This is a genomic window from Aerococcus mictus, from assembly GCF_003286595.3.
Taxonomy (GTDB): Bacteria; Bacillota; Bacilli; order Lactobacillales; family Aerococcaceae; genus Aerococcus; species Aerococcus mictus.
The window spans coordinates 173,708-192,302 of sequence record NZ_CP132985.1 but is presented as its reverse complement, the minus strand read 5'-3'; the positions used below and the strand labels follow the sequence as shown (position 1 = coordinate 192,302).

General features: G+C 46.1%; 21 protein-coding genes and 1 other annotated feature. Of the genes, 12 read left to right on the top strand and 9 right to left on the bottom strand.

Features of this window, described 5'->3' with window-relative positions; all coding sequences use genetic code 11:
* Window positions 1–218: 218 nt before the first annotated feature.
* The 5 genes from DBT49_RS00885 to DBT49_RS00865 all read right to left on the bottom strand — a co-directional run bounded on the left by DBT49_RS00885 (window position 219) and on the right by DBT49_RS00865 (window position 5,438).
* Entirely contained in the window at window positions 219–953 is a 735-nt protein-coding gene (locus tag DBT49_RS00885; protein WP_070559601.1) for a CPBP family intramembrane glutamic endopeptidase, read from the bottom strand.
* A gap of 51 nt (window positions 954–1,004) precedes the next feature.
* Entirely contained in the window at window positions 1,005–2,990 is a 1,986-nt protein-coding gene (locus DBT49_RS00880) for an ABC transporter permease (protein ID WP_070559602.1), read from the bottom strand.
* Window position 2,991: 1 nt separating this feature from the next.
* Entirely contained in the window at window positions 2,992–3,741 is a 750-nt protein-coding gene (locus DBT49_RS00875; RefSeq protein WP_070559603.1) for an ABC transporter ATP-binding protein, read from the bottom strand.
* Between the two features lie 102 nt (window positions 3,742–3,843).
* Window positions 3,844–4,749, bottom strand: a complete 906-nt coding sequence (locus DBT49_RS00870; RefSeq protein WP_083300484.1) for a sensor histidine kinase — start codon at window positions 4,747–4,749, stop codon at window positions 3,844–3,846.
* On the bottom strand, window positions 4,746–5,438 hold the full coding sequence (locus DBT49_RS00865; protein ID WP_070559604.1) for a response regulator transcription factor: 693 nt from the start codon (window positions 5,436–5,438) through the stop codon (window positions 4,746–4,748). The genes DBT49_RS00870 and DBT49_RS00865 overlap by 4 nt, the downstream gene beginning before the upstream one ends.
* Before the next feature lie 306 nt (window positions 5,439–5,744).
* Window positions 5,745–5,982, top strand: a binding site (T-box leader).
* Window positions 5,983–6,345: 363 nt separating this feature from the next.
* Here DBT49_RS00865 and trpD point away from each other — a divergent pair.
* Genes trpD through trpA form a run of 5 tightly spaced genes read left to right on the top strand, consistent with a single transcriptional unit; the run spans window position 6,346 to window position 10,696 of the window.
* Window positions 6,346–7,389: an anthranilate phosphoribosyltransferase gene (gene trpD, locus DBT49_RS00860; RefSeq protein WP_070559605.1), complete on the top strand. Its 1,044-nt coding sequence runs from the start codon at window positions 6,346–6,348 to the stop codon at window positions 7,387–7,389.
* Window positions 7,361–8,161, top strand: a complete 801-nt coding sequence (gene trpC, locus DBT49_RS00855) for an indole-3-glycerol phosphate synthase TrpC (protein ID WP_070559606.1) — start codon at window positions 7,361–7,363, stop codon at window positions 8,159–8,161. Before trpD ends, trpC begins: the two co-directional genes overlap by 29 nt.
* Window positions 8,148–8,753 (top strand): phosphoribosylanthranilate isomerase, encoded by a 606-nt coding sequence (locus tag DBT49_RS00850; RefSeq protein ID WP_101560489.1) that lies wholly within the window; start codon window positions 8,148–8,150, stop codon window positions 8,751–8,753. Before trpC ends, DBT49_RS00850 begins: the two co-directional genes overlap by 14 nt.
* Window positions 8,746–9,930, top strand: coding sequence for a tryptophan synthase subunit beta (trpB, locus tag DBT49_RS00845; RefSeq protein ID WP_101560490.1), 1,185 nt, complete (start codon window positions 8,746–8,748; stop codon window positions 9,928–9,930). Before DBT49_RS00850 ends, trpB begins: the two co-directional genes overlap by 8 nt.
* Window positions 9,923–10,696: a tryptophan synthase subunit alpha gene (gene trpA / locus DBT49_RS00840; RefSeq protein WP_070559609.1), complete on the top strand. Its 774-nt coding sequence runs from the start codon at window positions 9,923–9,925 to the stop codon at window positions 10,694–10,696. Before trpB ends, trpA begins: the two co-directional genes overlap by 8 nt.
* Window positions 10,697–10,772: 76 nt before the next feature.
* Here the strand turns inward: trpA and DBT49_RS00835 are convergent, their stop codons facing one another.
* Window positions 10,773–11,003 carry a hypothetical protein gene (locus DBT49_RS00835; protein WP_070559610.1) on the bottom strand — a complete coding sequence of 77 codons (231 nt, stop codon included), beginning with the start codon at window positions 11,001–11,003 and terminating at the stop codon, window positions 10,773–10,775.
* 409 nt (window positions 11,004–11,412) lie between these two features.
* Between DBT49_RS00835 and DBT49_RS00830 the strand changes: the two genes are divergently transcribed.
* The gene (locus DBT49_RS00830) at window positions 11,413–12,411 is read left to right on the top strand and encodes an SPFH domain-containing protein (RefSeq protein ID WP_198434526.1); all 999 of its coding nucleotides are present in this window, start codon (window positions 11,413–11,415) and stop codon (window positions 12,409–12,411) included.
* Entirely contained in the window at window positions 12,411–12,605 is a 195-nt protein-coding gene (locus DBT49_RS00825) for a PTS ascorbate transporter subunit IIC (protein WP_060777595.1), read from the top strand. Before DBT49_RS00830 ends, DBT49_RS00825 begins: the two co-directional genes overlap by 1 nt.
* 70 nt (window positions 12,606–12,675) lie before the next feature.
* Here the strand turns inward: DBT49_RS00825 and DBT49_RS00820 are convergent, their stop codons facing one another.
* Window positions 12,676–13,413 (bottom strand): alpha/beta fold hydrolase, encoded by a 738-nt coding sequence (locus tag DBT49_RS00820; RefSeq protein ID WP_070559612.1) that lies wholly within the window; start codon window positions 13,411–13,413, stop codon window positions 12,676–12,678.
* A gap of 197 nt (window positions 13,414–13,610) precedes the next feature.
* A complete protein-coding gene (locus DBT49_RS00815; RefSeq protein WP_070559613.1) occupies window positions 13,611–13,901 on the bottom strand; it encodes a hypothetical protein in 291 nt (96 codons plus the stop codon).
* Between the two features lie 197 nt (window positions 13,902–14,098).
* Here DBT49_RS00815 and DBT49_RS00810 point away from each other — a divergent pair, with 197 nt between their 5' ends.
* Together DBT49_RS00810 and DBT49_RS00805 are read left to right on the top strand one after the other, a co-directional pair.
* Window positions 14,099–14,635, top strand: coding sequence for a methylated-DNA--[protein]-cysteine S-methyltransferase (locus DBT49_RS00810; RefSeq protein WP_070559614.1), 537 nt, complete (start codon window positions 14,099–14,101; stop codon window positions 14,633–14,635).
* Window positions 14,635–15,180, top strand: a complete 546-nt coding sequence (locus DBT49_RS00805) for a DNA-3-methyladenine glycosylase I (protein ID WP_111872407.1) — start codon at window positions 14,635–14,637, stop codon at window positions 15,178–15,180. The genes DBT49_RS00810 and DBT49_RS00805 overlap by 1 nt, the downstream gene beginning before the upstream one ends.
* Before the next feature lie 38 nt (window positions 15,181–15,218).
* Here DBT49_RS00805 and DBT49_RS00800 read toward each other — a convergent pair whose 3' ends face one another.
* Entirely contained in the window at window positions 15,219–15,491 is a 273-nt protein-coding gene (locus DBT49_RS00800) for a hypothetical protein (RefSeq protein WP_101560491.1), read from the bottom strand.
* A 280-nt stretch (window positions 15,492–15,771) separates the two neighbouring features.
* On the opposite strand from DBT49_RS00800, the gene DBT49_RS00795 reads away from it, so the two are divergent.
* From DBT49_RS00795 to DBT49_RS00785, 3 genes are all read left to right on the top strand, one after another.
* Window positions 15,772–16,806, top strand: a complete 1,035-nt coding sequence (locus tag DBT49_RS00795) for an ABC transporter substrate-binding protein (RefSeq protein WP_070559616.1) — start codon at window positions 15,772–15,774, stop codon at window positions 16,804–16,806.
* Window position 16,807: 1 nt separating this feature from the next.
* Window positions 16,808–17,797, top strand: coding sequence for a FecCD family ABC transporter permease (locus tag DBT49_RS00790; RefSeq protein WP_083300486.1), 990 nt, complete (start codon window positions 16,808–16,810; stop codon window positions 17,795–17,797).
* A 63-nt stretch (window positions 17,798–17,860) separates the two neighbouring features.
* Window positions 17,861–18,577, top strand: a complete 717-nt coding sequence (locus tag DBT49_RS00785; RefSeq protein ID WP_168163198.1) for an ABC transporter ATP-binding protein — start codon at window positions 17,861–17,863, stop codon at window positions 18,575–18,577.
* The last annotated feature ends 18 nt before the right edge of the window (window positions 18,578–18,595 follow it).

Here is an 18,595-nt window from a genome sequence, read left to right as displayed (position 1 = left end):
TCCTTTTGAATAAGTAAAATAGCCTTCCTGTATAATTTAATATAAAGCGCTTTCATTTTCAAGTAAAAACCATTCCGCTAGATGAAAAATCTTACCCGCAAATATTTTTATATGGTAAAAAGACAGTCTTTTCAATCATTTGAAGATAGACCCTCTAACAGGCTAGTCAACCGAATGCAGTAAAAAACTCCCAGCCCAAAGAGACTGAGAGTAGTGACTTAGCCGAAAACTTGGTAGAGATAGGAGCCTAACAGCATAGTCGCCGCGACACCATTGTTCATCATATGGAGTAGGATGGCGTCCTTAATATTCCTGCGCCGTCGGTAGGCTAGATAGAGGGTGGCACCCAGGAGAATATACATGAGCGCCTCAACGGGGTTATTAGACATGTGGTTGAGGCCAAAAATTAGCGAACTCAAGACTAGCGGCCACCAGAAACTTTCGGCCTTGAAGAAAAGGTTCTGAAAGATGCCGCGAAAGACCAATTCTTCTAGGAAAGGCACCACAAAGCCCATCATTAGGAAAAAGGCAATATTGGATATCGGCGATACCAGGTTGGGGTCCCCCGAGAATAGCAGCTGGTCATTGGCCGATAGCTCACTGCCGTAGAGAGCTTGGTTGGCCATGGTCAAGCCCACCGCCACCACTCGGAAACCAAGATAATAGAGGAAGCTAATGCCAATATCTTTCCATCCCAAGCGATCAAAGTTATCCTTGCCTTGGGCACGCTTGTAATAAAACTTATAAAGAAAGCGATAGGTCAGATAGGCAAAAACCAGAACTATTAGGGTCAGCTCAGCCACTACGGGCCAGGAGAACATGTGGGAACGGCTGTTAACCACAAACATTAATCCAAAAGGCAGGGTTCCCCAAACCATCAATAACAACCATTTCAAAATATTCAAGAAACGCTGGCCCCAACCCTTCTCTTCCTTTCGATATTCTTCAGTCATAACTGTCACCTCCTTTGGCATCACTTTAACAGTCTAAAATGACCAACTCAATTACTGATCAGCAGTGACCATGCGATAATAGGCCTTAGAAGTCAAGACGTACATGAGATAATAAACCAGGCTAAAGCAGACAATGACCGCAAAGAAGCTGCTTAAAATAAGCATTCGGTCCTTAATGGCGATCAGCCCTAAGCCCTGGCGCAGAATCGGATAGGCAAAGCCCATATGAATGACCGCGGTCAAGAGTGGTAAAACAAAGACCCAGAAAATCTGCTGGCGAATGGTTGACTTGATCAGCGACTTGGGTAGGCCAATTTGGCGCATAATCCGATAGTTCTTCATATCTTCCTGCCCTTCAGAGAGCTGCTTGTAGTAAAGCATCAAGAAGCAACCAATCAATAGAACCAGGGAAACAATGGCACCGATACTAATAAAACCGCCATTGAGCTGATAGAATAATTCCCGAAAGACTGTTTTAGAAGAGATTTCAATCCCTTTTCCTTCATAATCATCCAGGTGCTGGTCAATCACATCCTTATTTTCCCTAGCATCAAAAGTCGCATTATAACTTAGCGGACTCTTGAGATAACCAATATCTTGGCTAGTATTGGCCGCTTGGTAGGCTTGGGTTAAGGCCTCTTGGCTAGGAAACACCAGCATCAAAGCATCCAGGCCTGCAACCACAGGCAGACGGTCCTTAGGCATGTGCTTGACTTGGTAAGTTTTATCCCCCACTGTAACTTGGTCTACCTTTTCCATTTGGTCCTGGCTAGTGGCCATTAAGACCTGGTCTTCTGCCAAACTTTCCTGACTGGCATAGTTTTGGTTATATCCCTCCAAACTTTCCCCAAAGAAAACGACCCCCTGGGTGACTTGGTCCCTGGGTGTAAAGGCTTGTAAGACTAAGCTATTATCCTTCACCTCACTCACAGCTAACTGGCCAAAGCTCAACTGGTAGTTAACCTCTTCCAAAGGGGCGAACTGACTAAGCTCATCAACTGCTGTCTCTAAACGCTCGAGTTGCTGGTCTAAGGATTCCTCAACCACTGGCCCCCGCAATTCAATTTTATAGTCTCTGGCTTGATAACGGTCAATCAAACTTTCAATGCCCCGTTGAGTTGAAACGGTTAAACCAAGGACCAGCATAACCCCGGTCGAAAGAACGGCAATGGAAGCTAAACTCCAGGCATTGGCCTTCATCCGATAAAGCATCCCAGAAACCGTTAGAAAATGTTTGGGTTGATAGTAATAAGACTTCCGTTGTTTCTGCCAGTTTAAAAACATGATCGAGAGAGAATTATAAAGGCAATAAGTCCCCAAGACCACTAAGACGATGGCTAGGAGCAATTGATAAATGACCTGCATAATATTGGTTGTAGTCAGTGAAATGTAATAGCCTGTTCCCACCAAGGCCAGACCGACTAAGGCGACAAAAATATTCCCCTTAGGGACTTTTTCACCTGCCTGACCGCTCTGCATGAGTTCAAGGGGATTGTTTTTCTGAATGCGGTGCCGGTTCAGAAGATAAACTAAAGCGTGTACCAAGATAATTTCCAGGACGGTGATCAAAGCGACCTCCCACTTCAAGGGATAGTCCATTAAGGTCATCCCGGATTGGCGCATGACTTTGTTGACAGCCATAAAGGCAAAAGTCCCAATCAGATGCCCTCCAATTAGGGATAAGGGGAGGATAAATCCCAGTTGCAAGAGACTCTCCCTAGCGAGTAGGGACTTGATATGCCGCTTCTCCATACCCAAAACACTATAGAGGGCAAACTCCTTGCTACGCCGCTTCTGGATAAAGTTATTGGCATAGAGGATAAAGGCTAGGGCTAAGAAGAAGCTAATGACGGCGGCAAAGGCCATCACAGTGGGAAAATAAGGATTTCGCTCTAAGACAAATTGGTTACCAATTAAAGAGATCATCACATACTGGAGGGCAAACAAAAGTGCATTCACCAAGAGAAAAGGCAGGATAATCATCTTACTGACCTTTAAATTACGTTTGGCTAATTGCCAGAGTAAACGTTGACTCATACTAGACCTCCTCCCGGTTTAAAAAGGAGAGGCTATTGGCGATTTTCTCCTGGAAGTCAGCCAAAGAGTCCTCACCCCGGTAAATTTCATGGTAGACCACCCCGTCCTTAATAAAGAGGACGCGCTTAGCATAAGCCGCACAACGTAAGGAATGGGTTACCATGAAGATGGTCATACCCTGTTGGTTTAACTGGGTAAAGAGCTTCATGATTGCTTCACTGTTCTTAGAATCCAAGGCCCCAGTCGGTTCATCAGCGAGAATCAGGCTAGGTTGGGTAATTATCGCCCGGCCAATGGCTACCCGCTGCTGCTGCCCACCAGAAATTTGATAGGGATACTTGTCCAAAAGGTCTTCGATCCCGAGTAAGGGAGCAATTTTAGCTAAGCGCCGCTCCATTTCCGGATAATCCATATTGGAAAGCACCAGGGGCAGGAGTATATTGTCCCGGTTGGTGAAAGTGTCCAGCATATTGAAGTCTTGGAAGACAAAGCCCAACTCCTGGCGGCGAAAGGCAGCGAGGTCACTTTCTCCTAAGGCAGCCAAGGATTGATCATTTAAGAAGACTTGGCCACCCGTCGCCTTATCCAAGGTGGCAATAATATTTAACAGGGTAGACTTCCCGGAGCCGGACTCTCCCATAATAGCCACGAACTCACCAGCTTCTGCTTGAAAAGTCACGTCCCGTAAGGCCGTCGTGGCATTGCCGCCCTGGCCATATATTTTTTCTAAATGAATGACGTTTAATAGCATTTCTTCTCTCCTCCATTCTTTGCCTTTATTATAGAAAAAAAAAAAGCGCCCTGCTTTTATCTAAACTAACAAAAGCAGGGCCCAATCTTACAAAATTGTAAGCTAAGACGCGCTGAAGGCATCTTGGTGGAAGTAAATCCTAACTGTGGTCCCCTCACCCCAAGTAGATTCTAATTCTACCGGTTGATCCAAGCGGTCAGCCAATTGCTTGACTAGAAAGAGACCAATACCCGTTGACCGTCGCAAAGACTTGCCTAAGAAGGCCGAATACCCTTGGTCAAAGACCTTGGGCAGGTCACTGGCCTTGATTCCCCGGCCATTGTCCCTAATAGTAAGGCAAGCCTGATCCGCTTGGTAAGTAATCCAAATCTCTCTCCCAGCAGCATACTTCAGGGCATTATTGAGTACCTGTTCAATCATGATTTCAGAAGCTGTAGGATCAGTCATCACTTGATCAGGAATGGCTTGGTAGTGGAGACGGGTATGACTATTAATAAAGATCCGCCGATACTTTTTAAGTAAGGGGGCAATGAGAGCATCCAGACTGACGGCCTTAATCTGCAGGTTCTTCTGCTCATTACTTACCTTCAAATAGGTGAGAACCATGGTGATATAATTTTCGATCGCCAATAGCTGGGCTTCCAAATCATCCTTTCTTTGCGGCTCCAAGTCCTGGATAAGGAGCTTGGCGGCTGCGATTGGCGTCTTAATCTGATGGAGCCAAGTCAAAAAATAGCCCTGCTGCTCCTGCTTAACTAGGTCAGCTTGGACCCGGTCAGCTTCAGCCTTGGCCTGACTATCCAGATAGAGCTGGTGGTAGTCCACCTGCCGCCCGGTCAGCCAGTAAGCCAACAGCAAGGTCAATCCATAAAAGAAAGCCAAGAAAAGCAAGAGAAAACGGGCGACCAGGGCATCTAAATCAAAGAGTAGGACCGCTAATACTAAGACCAGAAAGGTAAAAGTCATAGTAAAAAGAGTCAAGCCTTGACGCTTCAAAAAGTCTTTCACTGACTAGCAACCTCCTCATTTAAGGCATAGCCTACTCGCTTCTTGGTCTTGATAAAGTCTGCCAGCCCCAGTTGGGCCAATTTCTTACGCAAGCGGGAAATATTGACCGCTAAGGTATTGTCATCAATATAACTCTCCCCCAACCAACATTCCTCCATCAAGCTTTCCCGGCTGACATAGTCCCCTTGGGCTTGAAAGAGTTGCTTGAGGATCAGCAATTCCGTAGCAGTTAAGTCGCTAGCCTGACCTTGGTAAAGCAGCCTCGCCTTAGTGGGATCCAGTTGAACCCCAGCAAAGGACAAGAGCTCACTGGCTGAACTATAACGATAGGCCCGGCGTAAGAGGGCTTGGACCTTGGCCAGCAAGAGGGGCAGGTCGATGGGTTTGGTGACATAGTCGTCGCCCCCTACCTGCATGGCCATGACCTGGTCCATACTGGTATCGCGGGCCGATAGAAAAAGGATGGGAACCGCACTGTCTTTACGGATCATCTGACACCAGTAATAACCATCATAGGACGGCAAGTTCAAATCTAAGAGGACTAAATGGGGGTCAAAATTTCGACATTCCTGATCAATAGCTTCAAAGTTTTCTGCCCTTTTGACCTGATAGTGCCACTTGGTCAGTTCCCGCTCCAATCCGGCCGCAATCACCGGATCGTCCTCAACCACAAATATTCTCTCAGCCATCTCTACCGCTCCTTTCCTGACATCTCGGTTTATTAAGTATAACATTCTCTTCCTAATCATAAAAAGTCTGATTAACTCACAAAAGCTTATTCTTAGAACTTCCCCCAAAACATCGACAACTTTGCAGGAGAAGGTACGACAAAATTTGTCCAAGAAGCCATTAGCTATTATTTAGCTATTATTGTCAGGATCATATGAATTATCCTGGATCGATTCAAGCGATCAATTTAGATCATATAATCAAAATTCATAAAAATTAAATTTATCTTGCTTTTATCAATAGACTTGGCTATGATGGATGAAATCGAGAAACCGTTAAAGAGGAAGTAACATTAAACCACTAATCATTAGCGAGGACGAAGGGTGAGAGCGTCTGATTAGTTTAATGGATGGGCCTTGGAGGGTATGGTGAACTGGAGAGTAGCCATAACGGATTGACCCCCGTTAGCTGGGTTGAGGGATAAGCTGCTTGGCTTATCTCGAGAGGATCGTCCAAACGATCAATTAAGGTGGCACCGCAGGTTGAAAAGCGCTTGTCCTTAGAACATTAACTTTTTAATGTTTTATGGATAAACGCTTTTTTATTTGCAAATCAAACTTATGACGAAGGAATAGCTAAGTAGCTAACTTAAAGCAAGAACGTGGTGATGGGAGACGTTTAGTTGGCCTTAGCGATGGACCTTTGGAAGGCTTGCCAAGGGCTTTAACTAAAGCCAGAAGCAAGACGCAAGGCTGGCGTTATCAGCAGCCGGGTGGTCAGAGTGACCGCTCCTAAGTGGGCATCGAGGGATGCCAATCAAGGTGGTACCGCAGGTTAAACAACTTGTCCTTATAACTAATCAGCAATGAAGTTAGTTATAAGGGCAAGTTTTTTTGTCTATTAAGAGCTAAAAAGGAGAGAACACCAATGAAAGCAGCAATCGAACAATTAATTAATCATCAAGACTTATCTTACCAAGAATCCTACCAAGCGGTTAAGGCCATGATGTCTGGCCAAGTCAGCCAAGCGCAAATGGCTGCCTACCTAACCGCCCTAGCCATTAAAGGCGCCAGTGACCAAGAAATTGCAGGAGCTGCAGCAGCTATGCGTGACCAAGCCAAAAGTATCGACACGCAAAAAGACACTCTAGAAATTGTCGGAACCGGTGGCGACCAATCCTATTCCTTCAACATTTCAACGACCGCTTCCCTAATTATTGCCGCAGCTGGCGTTCCCGTTACTAAACACGGTAACCGATCAGCCTCTTCTAAATCAGGTGCGGCGGACTGTATTGAAGCGCTAGGCATCAACCTCTACCAAGATCCTGACCTAGCCAATCAATTACTAGACCAAGTCGGGATCTGCTTCCTCTTTGCCCAAAACTACCACCTCTCTATGAAAAATGTTAGCGGAGTCCGGCAAGACTTGGGGATTAAGACGATTTTCAATATCCTAGGTCCCATCACTAACCCGGCCAAACCCAAATACCAAGTGCTGGGGGTCTACCAGGAAGATTTAATTCAGCCCATGGCCAAGGTCATTAAGAACTTAGGGGTTGAACGCGGACTAGTAATTTACGGCCAGGACGGGATGGATGAAATCTCTATCTCCGCACCGACTTCCGCCCTCTTCTTCGATGGTGACTATGAAGAAAGCTTCACCATCAAACCGGAAGACTACGGTTTCCCTAACTACCAAAAAGCTGACATTGTCGGCGGAACGCCAGCAGACAACGCCCAAATTACTATCGACATCTTAACCGGCAAAGAGCACGGCGCCAAACGGGACATCACCCTCCTCAATGCCGCAGCTGGTCTCTACGCCGCTAGAAAAGTCGATAGCCTAGAAGCAGGAATTGACCTGGCTCGCCAAATCATTGATTCTGGCGCTGCCTACCAGCTTTTACAGGACTATATTTCCGCTAGTCAGGAAGGAGTCACCCATGATCTTGAAGCAGTTAGCCTTACATAGTAAGGAACGGGTCCAAGCCAGTCAGGCCAAGTTCCCCCTAGAAGCCCTTAAAGAGCGCGCACTCAGTCTTGCTAAGGGAGAATTTATCTTTGAACAGGCCTTGGCCAAGGACGGACTGAGCCTGATTGCTGAAATCAAGAAGGCTTCCCCCTCTAAAGGAGTGATTTCTCCAGACTTTCCCTACTTAAACATTGCCAAGCACTACCAAGACAATCAGGTGGACGCCATCTCGGTATTGACTGAACCCAAATGGTTTATGGGGTCTAAGGAAATCTTTGAAGAAATCCGCCAATCCGTTGCCCTGCCCATGCTTAGAAAAGACTTTACCGTCGACCCCTATCAGATCTATGAAGCTAAAATCATGGGCGCCAATGCGGTCTTGATTATCTGCTCCCTTTTAGACCAAGACGCCAAGAAGTTATCAAACTATCTCAGTATTTGTGATGACCTGGGCCTCAGTGCCCTAGTAGAAACCCATAATCTGGAAGAAATCGACCTGGCCTTAGCCTGTGGCGCTAAGATTATCGGGATCAATAACCGTAACTTAAAGGACTTCTCAGTCGACTTCAACCATGCAGCCGAGCTAAGGAGTCGGGTTCCTGATTCGGTCCTCTTTGTCGCAGAAAGCGGGGTACGAGGTCCAGAAGATATTCAGTCCCTGAATGAAATTGGCGCCGATGCCGTCTTGGTGGGCGAAGCTTTGATGCGTCAAAACGACCCCAGCGCCCTTATCCAAGCCTTTCGAAAGGTCAGTCACCATGCCCAAGCTTAAGATATGCGGCCTCAAGCGGCTAGTCGATATCAGCTACTGTAACCCCCTACCCATTGACTATGTCGGTTTCATTGTCGATTATCCCAAAAGTCAGCGCTCAGTTAATCTCTCAACCCTCAAAGACTTGAGTCAAGCCGTCGACCCCAAGATTCAAAAGGTGGGTGTCTTCGTCAACTATCCATTAGAAATTATTGCTGACTTATTAAATGAAGGTGTCATCGATATCGCCCAACTGCATGGCCGAGAAAGCCCAGCTGATATTATCAATTTACAAAATCTCACTAACAAGTCCATTTGGAAGGCCTTTGCCATTAGTGAGGCTAGCGACTTAGCAAGGGCTAAAACCAGTCCCGCTGACCAGATTCTTCTCGACTATAAGGAAGCCGGCAGCGGCAAGTCTTTTAACTGGAAGCTCTTAGAGGATTTCGACCGCCCCTTTATCCTCGCCGGAGGCCTCAATGTCACCAATATAAAAGCCGCTATGAACCAAGTCCACCCCGCAGGCTTGGACCTCTCGACCGGAGTAGAAAGTCAAGGAGACAAGGACCCAGATAAAATCAAAGAAATAGTAAGGATGGTAAAAAATGTCTAAAGGAAGATTTGGAGAATACGGTGGACAATTCGTAGCAGAAACGCTGATGCCCTCTGTCATTGAATTAGAAGCTGCCTACAATAAATATAAGAATGATCCTGAATTCCAAAGCGAATTAACCGATTTATTAAATAATTACGCTGGCCGCCCTAGCCTACTCTATTATGCCAAGAATATGACGGAAGACTTGGGGGGACCAAAGATCTATCTCAAACGTGAAGACCTCAACCACACTGGGGCCCATAAGATTAACAATGTTCTCGGCCAAGTTTTCCTAGCTAAAAAGATGGGTAAAACCCGGATCATTGCTGAAACCGGGGCTGGCCAGCACGGTGTTGCTACTGCAACAGCCTGTGCTTTGTTGAACCTAGACTGTGTGGTTTATATGGGTAAGCACGACACCGAACGCCAGGCCTTAAATGTTTACCGGATGAAGCTACTCGGCGCCCAGGTGGTGGCCGTTGATTCAGGGACTGGGACCTTAAAGGATGCCGTCAATGAAACCATGAAAGAATGGAGCCGGCGCATGGAAGACACCCACTATTGCATTGGTTCGGCCATGGGCCCTCACCCCTTCCCAACCATGGTACGTGACTTCCAAAGTGTCATTTCGAGAGAAATGCGCCAAGAAATTCTCCAACGCGAAGGCCGCTTGCCGGATGCTGTCCTCGCCTGTGTGGGAGGCGGGTCCAACGCGATTGGGTCTTTTGCCGCCTTTATCGATGACCCTGAAGTGCAATTATTCGGTTGCGAGGGCGCGGGTCATGGGGTTGATAGTCCAGATACCGCTGCCACCATGCAAGTGGGCCGTCCAGGGGTCTACCACGGCATGAAGACCATCATCGCCCAAGATGCGGATGGCCAGGTCAACCCTGTCTATTCCATCTCCGCTGGTCTTGACTACCCAGGCATTGGCCCTGAACACGCCAATTTAGCTGCCAGAAAGCGGGCCCAATATGTTCCCATCACGGATGAAGAAGCGGTCCAAGCTTTTGAATACCTTAGCCGGGTAGAAGGGATTATTCCCGCCATCGAATCCGCTCACGCCGTCGCCTATGCCATCAAATTAGCTAAAACCATGCGCCCCGACCAGATTATCTGTATTACCTTGTCTGGTCGTGGTGATAAGGATTGTGCCGCCATTGCACGTTACCGGGGGGAAGAAATTTATGACTAGTATTCAATCCGTTTTCCAAAATAAAAAAGCCTTTATCCCTTACATTACCGCCGGCTACCCTGACCTAGCCAGCACGGAAAGATATATCCAAGCCATGGCTGAGGAGGGTGCCAGTTTAATTGAGATCGGCATTCCCTTCTCCGATCCTACCGCGGAAGGCCCTGTCATCCAACACGCCATTGAAACCGCCTTAAAGACTGGCCTGCGTACCGATGACGTCTTCGCTATGGTCGAACGCCTCCAAGAGAAGATCGATATTCCCCTCGTCTTTATGACTTACGCCAATATCGTTTTTGGTTACGGCCCTGAGAAATTTATGCGCCGCTGCCAAGAGGTGGGCATCCAAGGCTTAATCCTGCCTGATGTACCTTACGAAGAAAAAGGCGAACTCCTCCCCTACAGTCAAAAATATGATGTCGCCTTGATTTCTCTGGTCGCCCCCACTTCCCATGACCGCATCCATAAAATTGCCAAAGAAGCAGAAGGCTTTCTTTATGTGGTGTCTTCACTGGGAGTGACCGGGACCAGACAAAACATTCAAACGGACCTCGACGCCATGGTCCAAGCTATTCGCCAAGCCAACCCTGATATTCCAGCTGCCATCGGTTTTGGGGTGTCAAATCCTAGCCAGGCTAAGGAAATGGCTGACCTCTCTGATGGGGTAATTATCGGGTCTGCTATCATTAAACTAATCGACCAATATCAAGATCAAGCTGAACAACCAATCCGTGACTTTACTCGATCCATTGTCCAAGCCATAAAATAAAAATAACGGTATAGCTAGCTATATAAGCCGGCTATACCGTTTTCTTATATATTACTCCCTGTATTTTACCGAACGCCTAGGCCCTATCAAAATAATCAATAACTAAGAGCAGTAGACCTAGACCTAAGTAGAGGGGTAATTTATGAAAAATAACCCCCATACAGGCCAGTAAGCAGAGCGACCAGCTAAGCGAGCTCATAAAAGGCTGCTTGGAGTCACTCTTGGAATCAGAAGCGTTTTGACTTCTCTGCTTTTTCCAGCCCACCAGATAATAAACCACGATTCCTACACCAATTACTTCCAGCATGCTTCATCCTCCTCGATTCACTTGACCTGCTACTTAGCGCTTGTAAAAATACGCTGATCTTGCAATTACTAGTAAAGCTAAATTTTTACCATCATATACTAATTTATCCCTAAAAACTAGCCCTAAAACAACTTTTAAATTAACTCACAAATCTTTTTGACGGTATTTTTTGGATTTAATCGTTCTTTTCTTGCCTGTCCCGTTTCAAAGTGATATCATAAAGATATCAAATAGATAGACACTTAGAAGCTGAGTTGAAAGATAAAAAGTTTTTTAGCCCTAGGATAGCAATGGCCATTCTTTCTCAGCCGGTCAACCTGGTCATTTACCTATCAGGGGCTAATCGTCACTGGTCTTATTAGAAAGGAAGACTCCCATGGCTAATACAGATAAGAAACTAGACACTGGAATTACGGAAACTGTTTTAACCGGTAAGAAAAACGGGATGACCGTACTGATCACTTATATTATCGGTCTTGTCCTCGCTGCCATCCTCCTGATCCTCCAAGTACATCCCCTAGTTAACCTACTAGCGATCGCCTACCTGGCCTTAGCCTGGTTAATTCTCTTTGGACTTAAAGTGTTAAGCCCACAGGAATCATTAGTTTTGACCCTTTTTGGTAGATATATTGGTACCCTTAAGGGCGAAGGTTTTTACTTTGTTAACCCCTTCTGCCAAGCCATCAATCCCGCGGCCGGCACCTATCTCGGTCAAAGTGGAGACGTCCGAAAAGCCGAAAAGAAGTCGGCCAAAGATCAAAATGGAATGGAAATTTCGCTTGGCCCTAGCAAGAAAATCTCCCTCAAAGCCATGACCTTAAATAACAGTAAGCAAAAAATTAATGACTACTTGGGGAACCCGGTTGAAATTGGCATTGCTGTCATTTGGCGGGTGAGTGACACCGCTAAGGCCGTTTTCAATGTTGACAATTATAAAGAATACCTGTCCTTACAAACCGATTCTGCCCTCCGTAACATTATTCGCCAATATCCATATGATGTGAATCCACAATTTGAAATTGATACCACCGGGGATGGTGAACCCGATGACGGGTCCCTGCGTGGGTCGAGTGAAATTGTTGCCCTTAGAATTAAGGAAGAAATCCAAAATCGGGTGGACTTTGCCGGGTTGGAAATTGTCGAAGCCCGCATCACCCATCTCTCCTATGCGCCTGAAATCGCCGCAGCCATGCTACAACGACAACAAGCTTCTGCCCTCATTGATGCCCGGGCTATGATCGTTGATGGCGCGGTTGGCATGGTAGAGATGGCTCTGGACAAGCTTGAAGACAAGCAAGTCGTCGACTTAGATGAGGAACGCAAGGCAGCCATGGTTTCCAACCTCTTAGTCGTGCTCTGTGGCAATAGCGAAGTCTCCCCCATCGTGAACTCAGGAAGTCTTTACTAATGGCTAAGAAACAAGTCCCGCTCCGCATTTCGCAAAAGCTCTATGAGCAATTAGCTGCCTGGGCCGAGGATGACTTTCGCTCCCTTAACGGGCAAATCGAATACCTGCTTACCGAATGTGTCAAGCAGCGTAAGAAAGACGGCAAATATGTTAGCGAAACCATGAACGACCGCATCGATTTGGATATTGAATAAAAGCAAAAGAAGCACAGCTCTCCTTTAATCAAGGAACTGTGCTTCTTTTTTTGAATTTGAGTCATCTCATTTAGAAACTAGACTGAAAGAATGCTGCCGTTTGCCTGCTGATTTGACTCGGTACCCGGTGGCCGACTTCATCTAAAACCGTCCATTCCAAGCGGGCTTGGGGAAAATCAGCCTTTAACTCTTGAATATCGCGCTGGTTGAATGCCAAGATTTCAGCATCATCAGAACCGCCATTAAAGATATAGACCGGCCGGCTTAAAAATTGGTCCGGATGAGCGGTCGGACTGTTTGCTAGGATAATTTCCAAAGCTTCTGAATCCAACTCCTCAGGATAGCGGTCACCGTAAATTCTTTTCATCTGGTCCTCTAAATTAATCCCAGCAATGTGAATAGCTAACCCACTTAATCGCTCCGCGTATGCCGTCCCGATCATGGCAGCCATAATGCCACCCATAGAGGCCCCATAGACAAAGACCCGGTCAACCGCCTGACGCTCTTGAATCGCAGCCAGTAAACGGGGAAACTCGGTAAAACTCTGCACGATAATTCCGGGCATAATCTTAATAGAAGTCTCGGGGAAGGGATCAATTTGGCGGTCACCGTGGAGGGGCGCATCGGGCAGGAAGACATGGAAACCGCTGGCAGCGTAGATCAATCCTTGTTTAATCAAAGCTTCCTTATTCAATTTATACCCGTGATAGCCAATCACAATATCTTTAGATTCTTGTTCTTGTGAATAGATCTCCACCAGAGGAATCCTTTCAATCCGGGTAAAATTCACAGTAAAGGCGCCTTCCATGTACTCCCATCCCTTTCCATTTTTTCTGAAGGACTCTCTCCAAAGTATTCTACCATGTCTGTTGGACAAAGTAGTCTTCCCCGGCTCAGCCCCTTTTGATTATTGAAATGAATTTGAAAAAATCCGCCCAGTGGTAAGAACTAGGCGAATTTTATTGTCTTTATTAGTGAATGGAGCATACCTTTTTTCCAACACCCTTAAAGCACCCGTTTAAAGTGCCAATATAAGAATAAAATTGGACTAATTAAGAAATAGATTGGATAGAGAATCTTACTGGTAACCATATAACCCGCCTCGGAATCGTATGGGAGGGTTAGTACGACTTTCGGAAAGAGGAACCAAGCCAGGGCTAAGTAGAGCCCAAATAAAATACCAGGAAATTGAGTGAGTTCAATCCCAAAATAATCCGTCAATAAGAAATAAACGACAAAGGTAAAAAAGCTACTAATAAAATAAGCGACTAAGCGAATAAATAAACCGTTTTTCATAAGATTCACTCCTGCTTTTTCTAGTTAAACTTTACTTATCTTTCTACTTCTATTATAACAAAAAACGAATATAAATAGATCTTGTCAAGGATAAAAGAGCAATCATTATTTGACAGGACACGGCTCCCCAAAAGCAACATGTTACAATAAGACTGATCGATTGATAACCGTTTTTCCACAAAAAGGAGGGGCACACTTTGCTTTTTACCTGGACTTATTCCACCCCCAAAGTCTTCGATGATATTATCCTAAGAAGTGATGGTCAAGCCTTGACGGGGCTTTATTTTGCGGGGTCAAAGGATGCTAGCAGACTTAATCAAGAAAACGCTAAAAAAACCAGCCGACCTTTCCAAGAAAGTATCGTCTGGTTAGATGCTTATTTTTCTGGAGAAAATCCTCAATTTATCCCTAAATTTCGGCTCCAAGACCCTACGCCTTTCCGCCAAGAGGTAGCGGAGATCATGCTAAGAATTCCCTACGGCCAAGTCATGACCTACCAGGAAATTGCGGATAAGATTGCTAGAAAGCGTCACATCGCAAGCATGTCGGCCCAAGCGGTGGGTGGGGCGGTCGGTTGGAACCCAATTTGCCTGATCATTCCCTGTCACCGGGTAGTGGGCAAGGATAAGAAACTCACCGGCTATGCTGGTGGCTTAGAGAATAAATACCAACTGCTCAAGTTAGAAGGCCAGGATATGCGTCAATTTACCTGGCCCAAAGGAGGTCATAAGTGATGCAACGCTGCCATTGGTGCAATTTAGCTAATCCCTTATACATCAATTACCATGACCAGGAATGGGGTGTGGCTAACTTCCAGGATGATTATCTTTTTGAAATGTTGATTTTAGAATCCTTTCAAGCCGGACTTTCCTGGGAAACCATTTTAAACAAGAGATCAGCCTTCCGCCAGGCCTATGACCACTTCGATGTCAGTAAGTTGGCCCAATATGGTGAGGACAAAGTGCAAGAATTACTAGCTAATGAGAAAATCATCCGCCACCAAGCCAAAATTAGGGCCAGTATTCAAAATGCCCGAGTCTTTCGAAGGATTCAGGAAGAATACGGCTCCTTTTATGCCTATTTATGCTGTTTTACCCAAGACCAACGACGCGTGGAGTTAGGAAGAACTACTAGTCCTTTATCAGATGCTATTGCTAAAGACCTCAAAAAGAGGGGGATGGCCTTTGTCGGTCCCACCATTATCTACTCTTATCTCCAAGCCTGCGGAATCATTTATTCCCACGAGAAGGATTGCTTTCTCTATCGAGCTGAAATCTAAGTAGTGGAGGAGCTCATACCAAGCTAAAAACTGAAAGCTTAATAATTCACCCCAATAGCGGTACCAATACATAAGCCAATGCCAATCCCTAGAGGCATATTATCGAAAAGCGCCCCAAAGCAAGCCCCTACGCCTAATCCCAGGGCGATACCCACGCCAATATGGTCATCGACTTCTTTCTCCTTGCGGTTAGCCTTATGATCATGGGATGAAGTAGGCTTTTTAGCTTTACGGATCACGTAAACCGTAAGGGCAGCTAATAATACTAGGATGACAATAATTGTAATAAGTTTCGTAGTGGTAATTTCCATTTTTGATAATCTCCCTATTCAATCAGTCATATTTCATCTTTCACTATCAGTATAGTCACAAATAATTGACTTGTCAAATATAAGCGACACATCTTTTTCCCAATTTAACCTCTTTTTTCAAAAAGAATCATAGTATGCAACTCAAAGCAAGCAAGTTTGTTAAATAGCGAACAATATGGGGCTTTTATATCGCTCAACTTTTGATAGGGCTTACATTGTATGTATACTTCATGATAAAATTCTATATAAATGATAAATTTTTGAGATAGGAGATTGTCATATGAGAAAGAAATTACAGATAACGTTAACTGCTCTTACATCCTTGGCGCTTTTAGCCGCTTGTTCAAACGGCGGCAATGGTAATGACGACCAAGCCACTTCCTCTGAGCAAAGCGAAGAAGTCGCTAGCCAAGACTCCCAAGCAGAGGCTCCTAAAGAAAATGAAGAGTCAGCCGAAAAAGCTGACTGGAGCGAAGAACAACCTGCCCTAGTAGCTGGGACCCTCTCCTTAGCGGAAATGACCAATGCCTTAGATATTCCCCTGGTTGGGGTCACCTCCCACGCCCCTGAACAATTACCTGAAGCCTACCGTGACCTTCCTAAAGTCGGTAGCGGGCCTAAAATTGACTTAGAAACCTTGGCTGCAACCGAGGCGGACTATTACTTGAATAACAAGAAACTGGAAGGCATGACCCGCCAACAAGTGGAGGGGACTGGGGTTGAACCGGTTTACTTTGACTATACCCGCTATGATGACGTCAAACAGACCCTCTTAGACATTGGTAAATTAGCCGGCCGCCAAGACAAGGCCCAAAGTATTGTAGATGACATCAATGCTAAAGAAGAAGAAGTCTTAAAAGGCACCGAAGACTTGAACGGAAAAACCTTCGTCATTATCTTTAACTCCGAAGAAGGCAGTTCGGTAGCCTCTGACGACAGCTACCTAGCTTCTATTTTAGAAAAATTCGGCCTCAAGAATATTGCTGACGGATCCCTGGAAGCTGGAAGCGACGTGATTACTGATGGTAGTCTGGTAAACTTCTCCTCTGAAGCCATCATCGACGCTGACCCTGACTACATTATTAGCTATTCTCTCTCCAATATCTTTAACTTAAAGAATAAGGGTACCGCTGACGAAAACACTTCCCAAGAACAAATTGAAGCAGAATTACAAAAACCTATCTGGCAAGAAACCAAAGCAGGTAAAAACAACCATATCATTTCTCTAACCTCTAACGACATTAGCATCAATGGGGGTTTAGGCTTAGCTGATGACCTCGCAACCGTTAAGAAAGCCCTCTTAGGAGAAGATTAGAGTGATTAAACGAAGCAGAAGTCGCTGGCTTCTCTTTCTGTTTTTATTGCTGGTACTAGCTATCTTTGCCCTGATTGGTATGCGGCTAGGGAGTATCCCCGTCAATCTGGAAGACATCTTATCCAGTTTCACCGGCCAAGCCACTAAGCGGGGACAGATTCTCTGGAGTATCCGTTATCCCCGAATCGCCATTACCCTCCTAGCAGGATTAAACCTGGGACTTTCCGGTCTACTGATCCAGAGCGTCCTCAAAAATCCGATCACCGATAGCAATATCCTAGGGATTAACGCCGGCGCCAGCTTGCTGGCAGTGGTGATTTTGATCCTATTCCCGGAGCAGACCGCCATGGTGCCCCTCTTCGCCTTTGTCGGCGGGGTGGGAGCCTTTCTTCTGGTGGGTCTCTTGGCTTTTCAGTCATCCTACTCTTCGATACGGATTGTCCTGACGGGTCTAGCCATCCGCTCAGTTTTAGGCGGCTTGCAAAGCGTTATCGTTACCATGAATAGTGACCGCCTCCATGGGGCCATCCTCTGGTTAAACGGTAATCTCAGTGGCCATAGTTGGCAAGACATTCTCCTGCTCTTCCTCTATGCCCTCCCCGCTTATCTCTGTCTTTTCTTCATCCATCCCAAGATGGACTTACTCCAATTAGAAGATGGACTGATTCATTCCCTAGGTTACCCCCCCAAGGTCATCGCCTTAATGGTGGCGCTGGTGGGCGTTTATCTGGCTGCCATTACGGTTTCCTTTGTGGGGATGATCGGCTTTGTGGGTTTAATTATCCCCCATGTGGCCCGTTTACTGGTTGGTGGCAAGCATAGTCGCCTGATCCCCTTTACCGGGATCCTGGGGGCGATTTTACTTATTCTGGCCGATACCCTATCGCGGACGATCATCGCTCCATTGGAAATTCCTATTGGGACCACCATGTCCTTAATTGGAGGACCTTTCTTCCTCTACCTGCTTTACCGCCAATCGACTCGGAGGTGATCGACCATCTTATTAACAGCCCAAGATATCAGCTTTTCATATGTAAGACAGTCGGACTTTCACTTGAGTCATATTTCACTGACTGTTAAAGCGGGAAGTGTTACCGGATTAATCGGTCCTAACGGGTCAGGCAAGACCACCCTCTTTGACTGCTTGAATGGGCGCAAGACTCTAGCAAGCGGCCAGGTCATTTTTGAGGGAGAAGACTTGCAAGATATCCCCTTAAAAGAACGGGCCAAAAAGATTGCCGTAGTCCAACAAAGCCACCGCAACCAGCTCTTGCTTTCGGTTAGGGATATTGTTAGCCTGGGAAGGAGCCCCTACCAGTCTTGGTTGACCTCATCCTCAAAGGCCGACCAAGATATTGTCGACCGCGTGCTTGACATGGTCGGTTTAAGTGATTATCGCGATAAACAGCTCCAGGAACTCTCGGGCGGTCAGCGGCAGTTAGTCTGGCTGGCCCTCGCCCTGGCCCAAGAGCCTGACCTCCTCTTTCTCGATGAACCAACGACCTACCTGGACATCCGCAATCAAATTCACTTCCTGAATCTGATTAGTCAACTCAATAAGGAAGAAGGTCTCACAGTGGTTATGATCCTCCACGACCTCAACCAGGTCCTCCGCTACTGCGATTATGCCTATCTGCTCTCAGCAGGTGAATTAGTCGCCGGCGGAAAGCCTGCTGATGTCCTCAGCCAAACCACCATTAAAGAGACCTACCAAGTCCAATCTGACCGTCTCTATCACCCCAAAGGTCACTTTGTTTTAGACTTTTATTAAGCCATGAAAGGAAGGCCA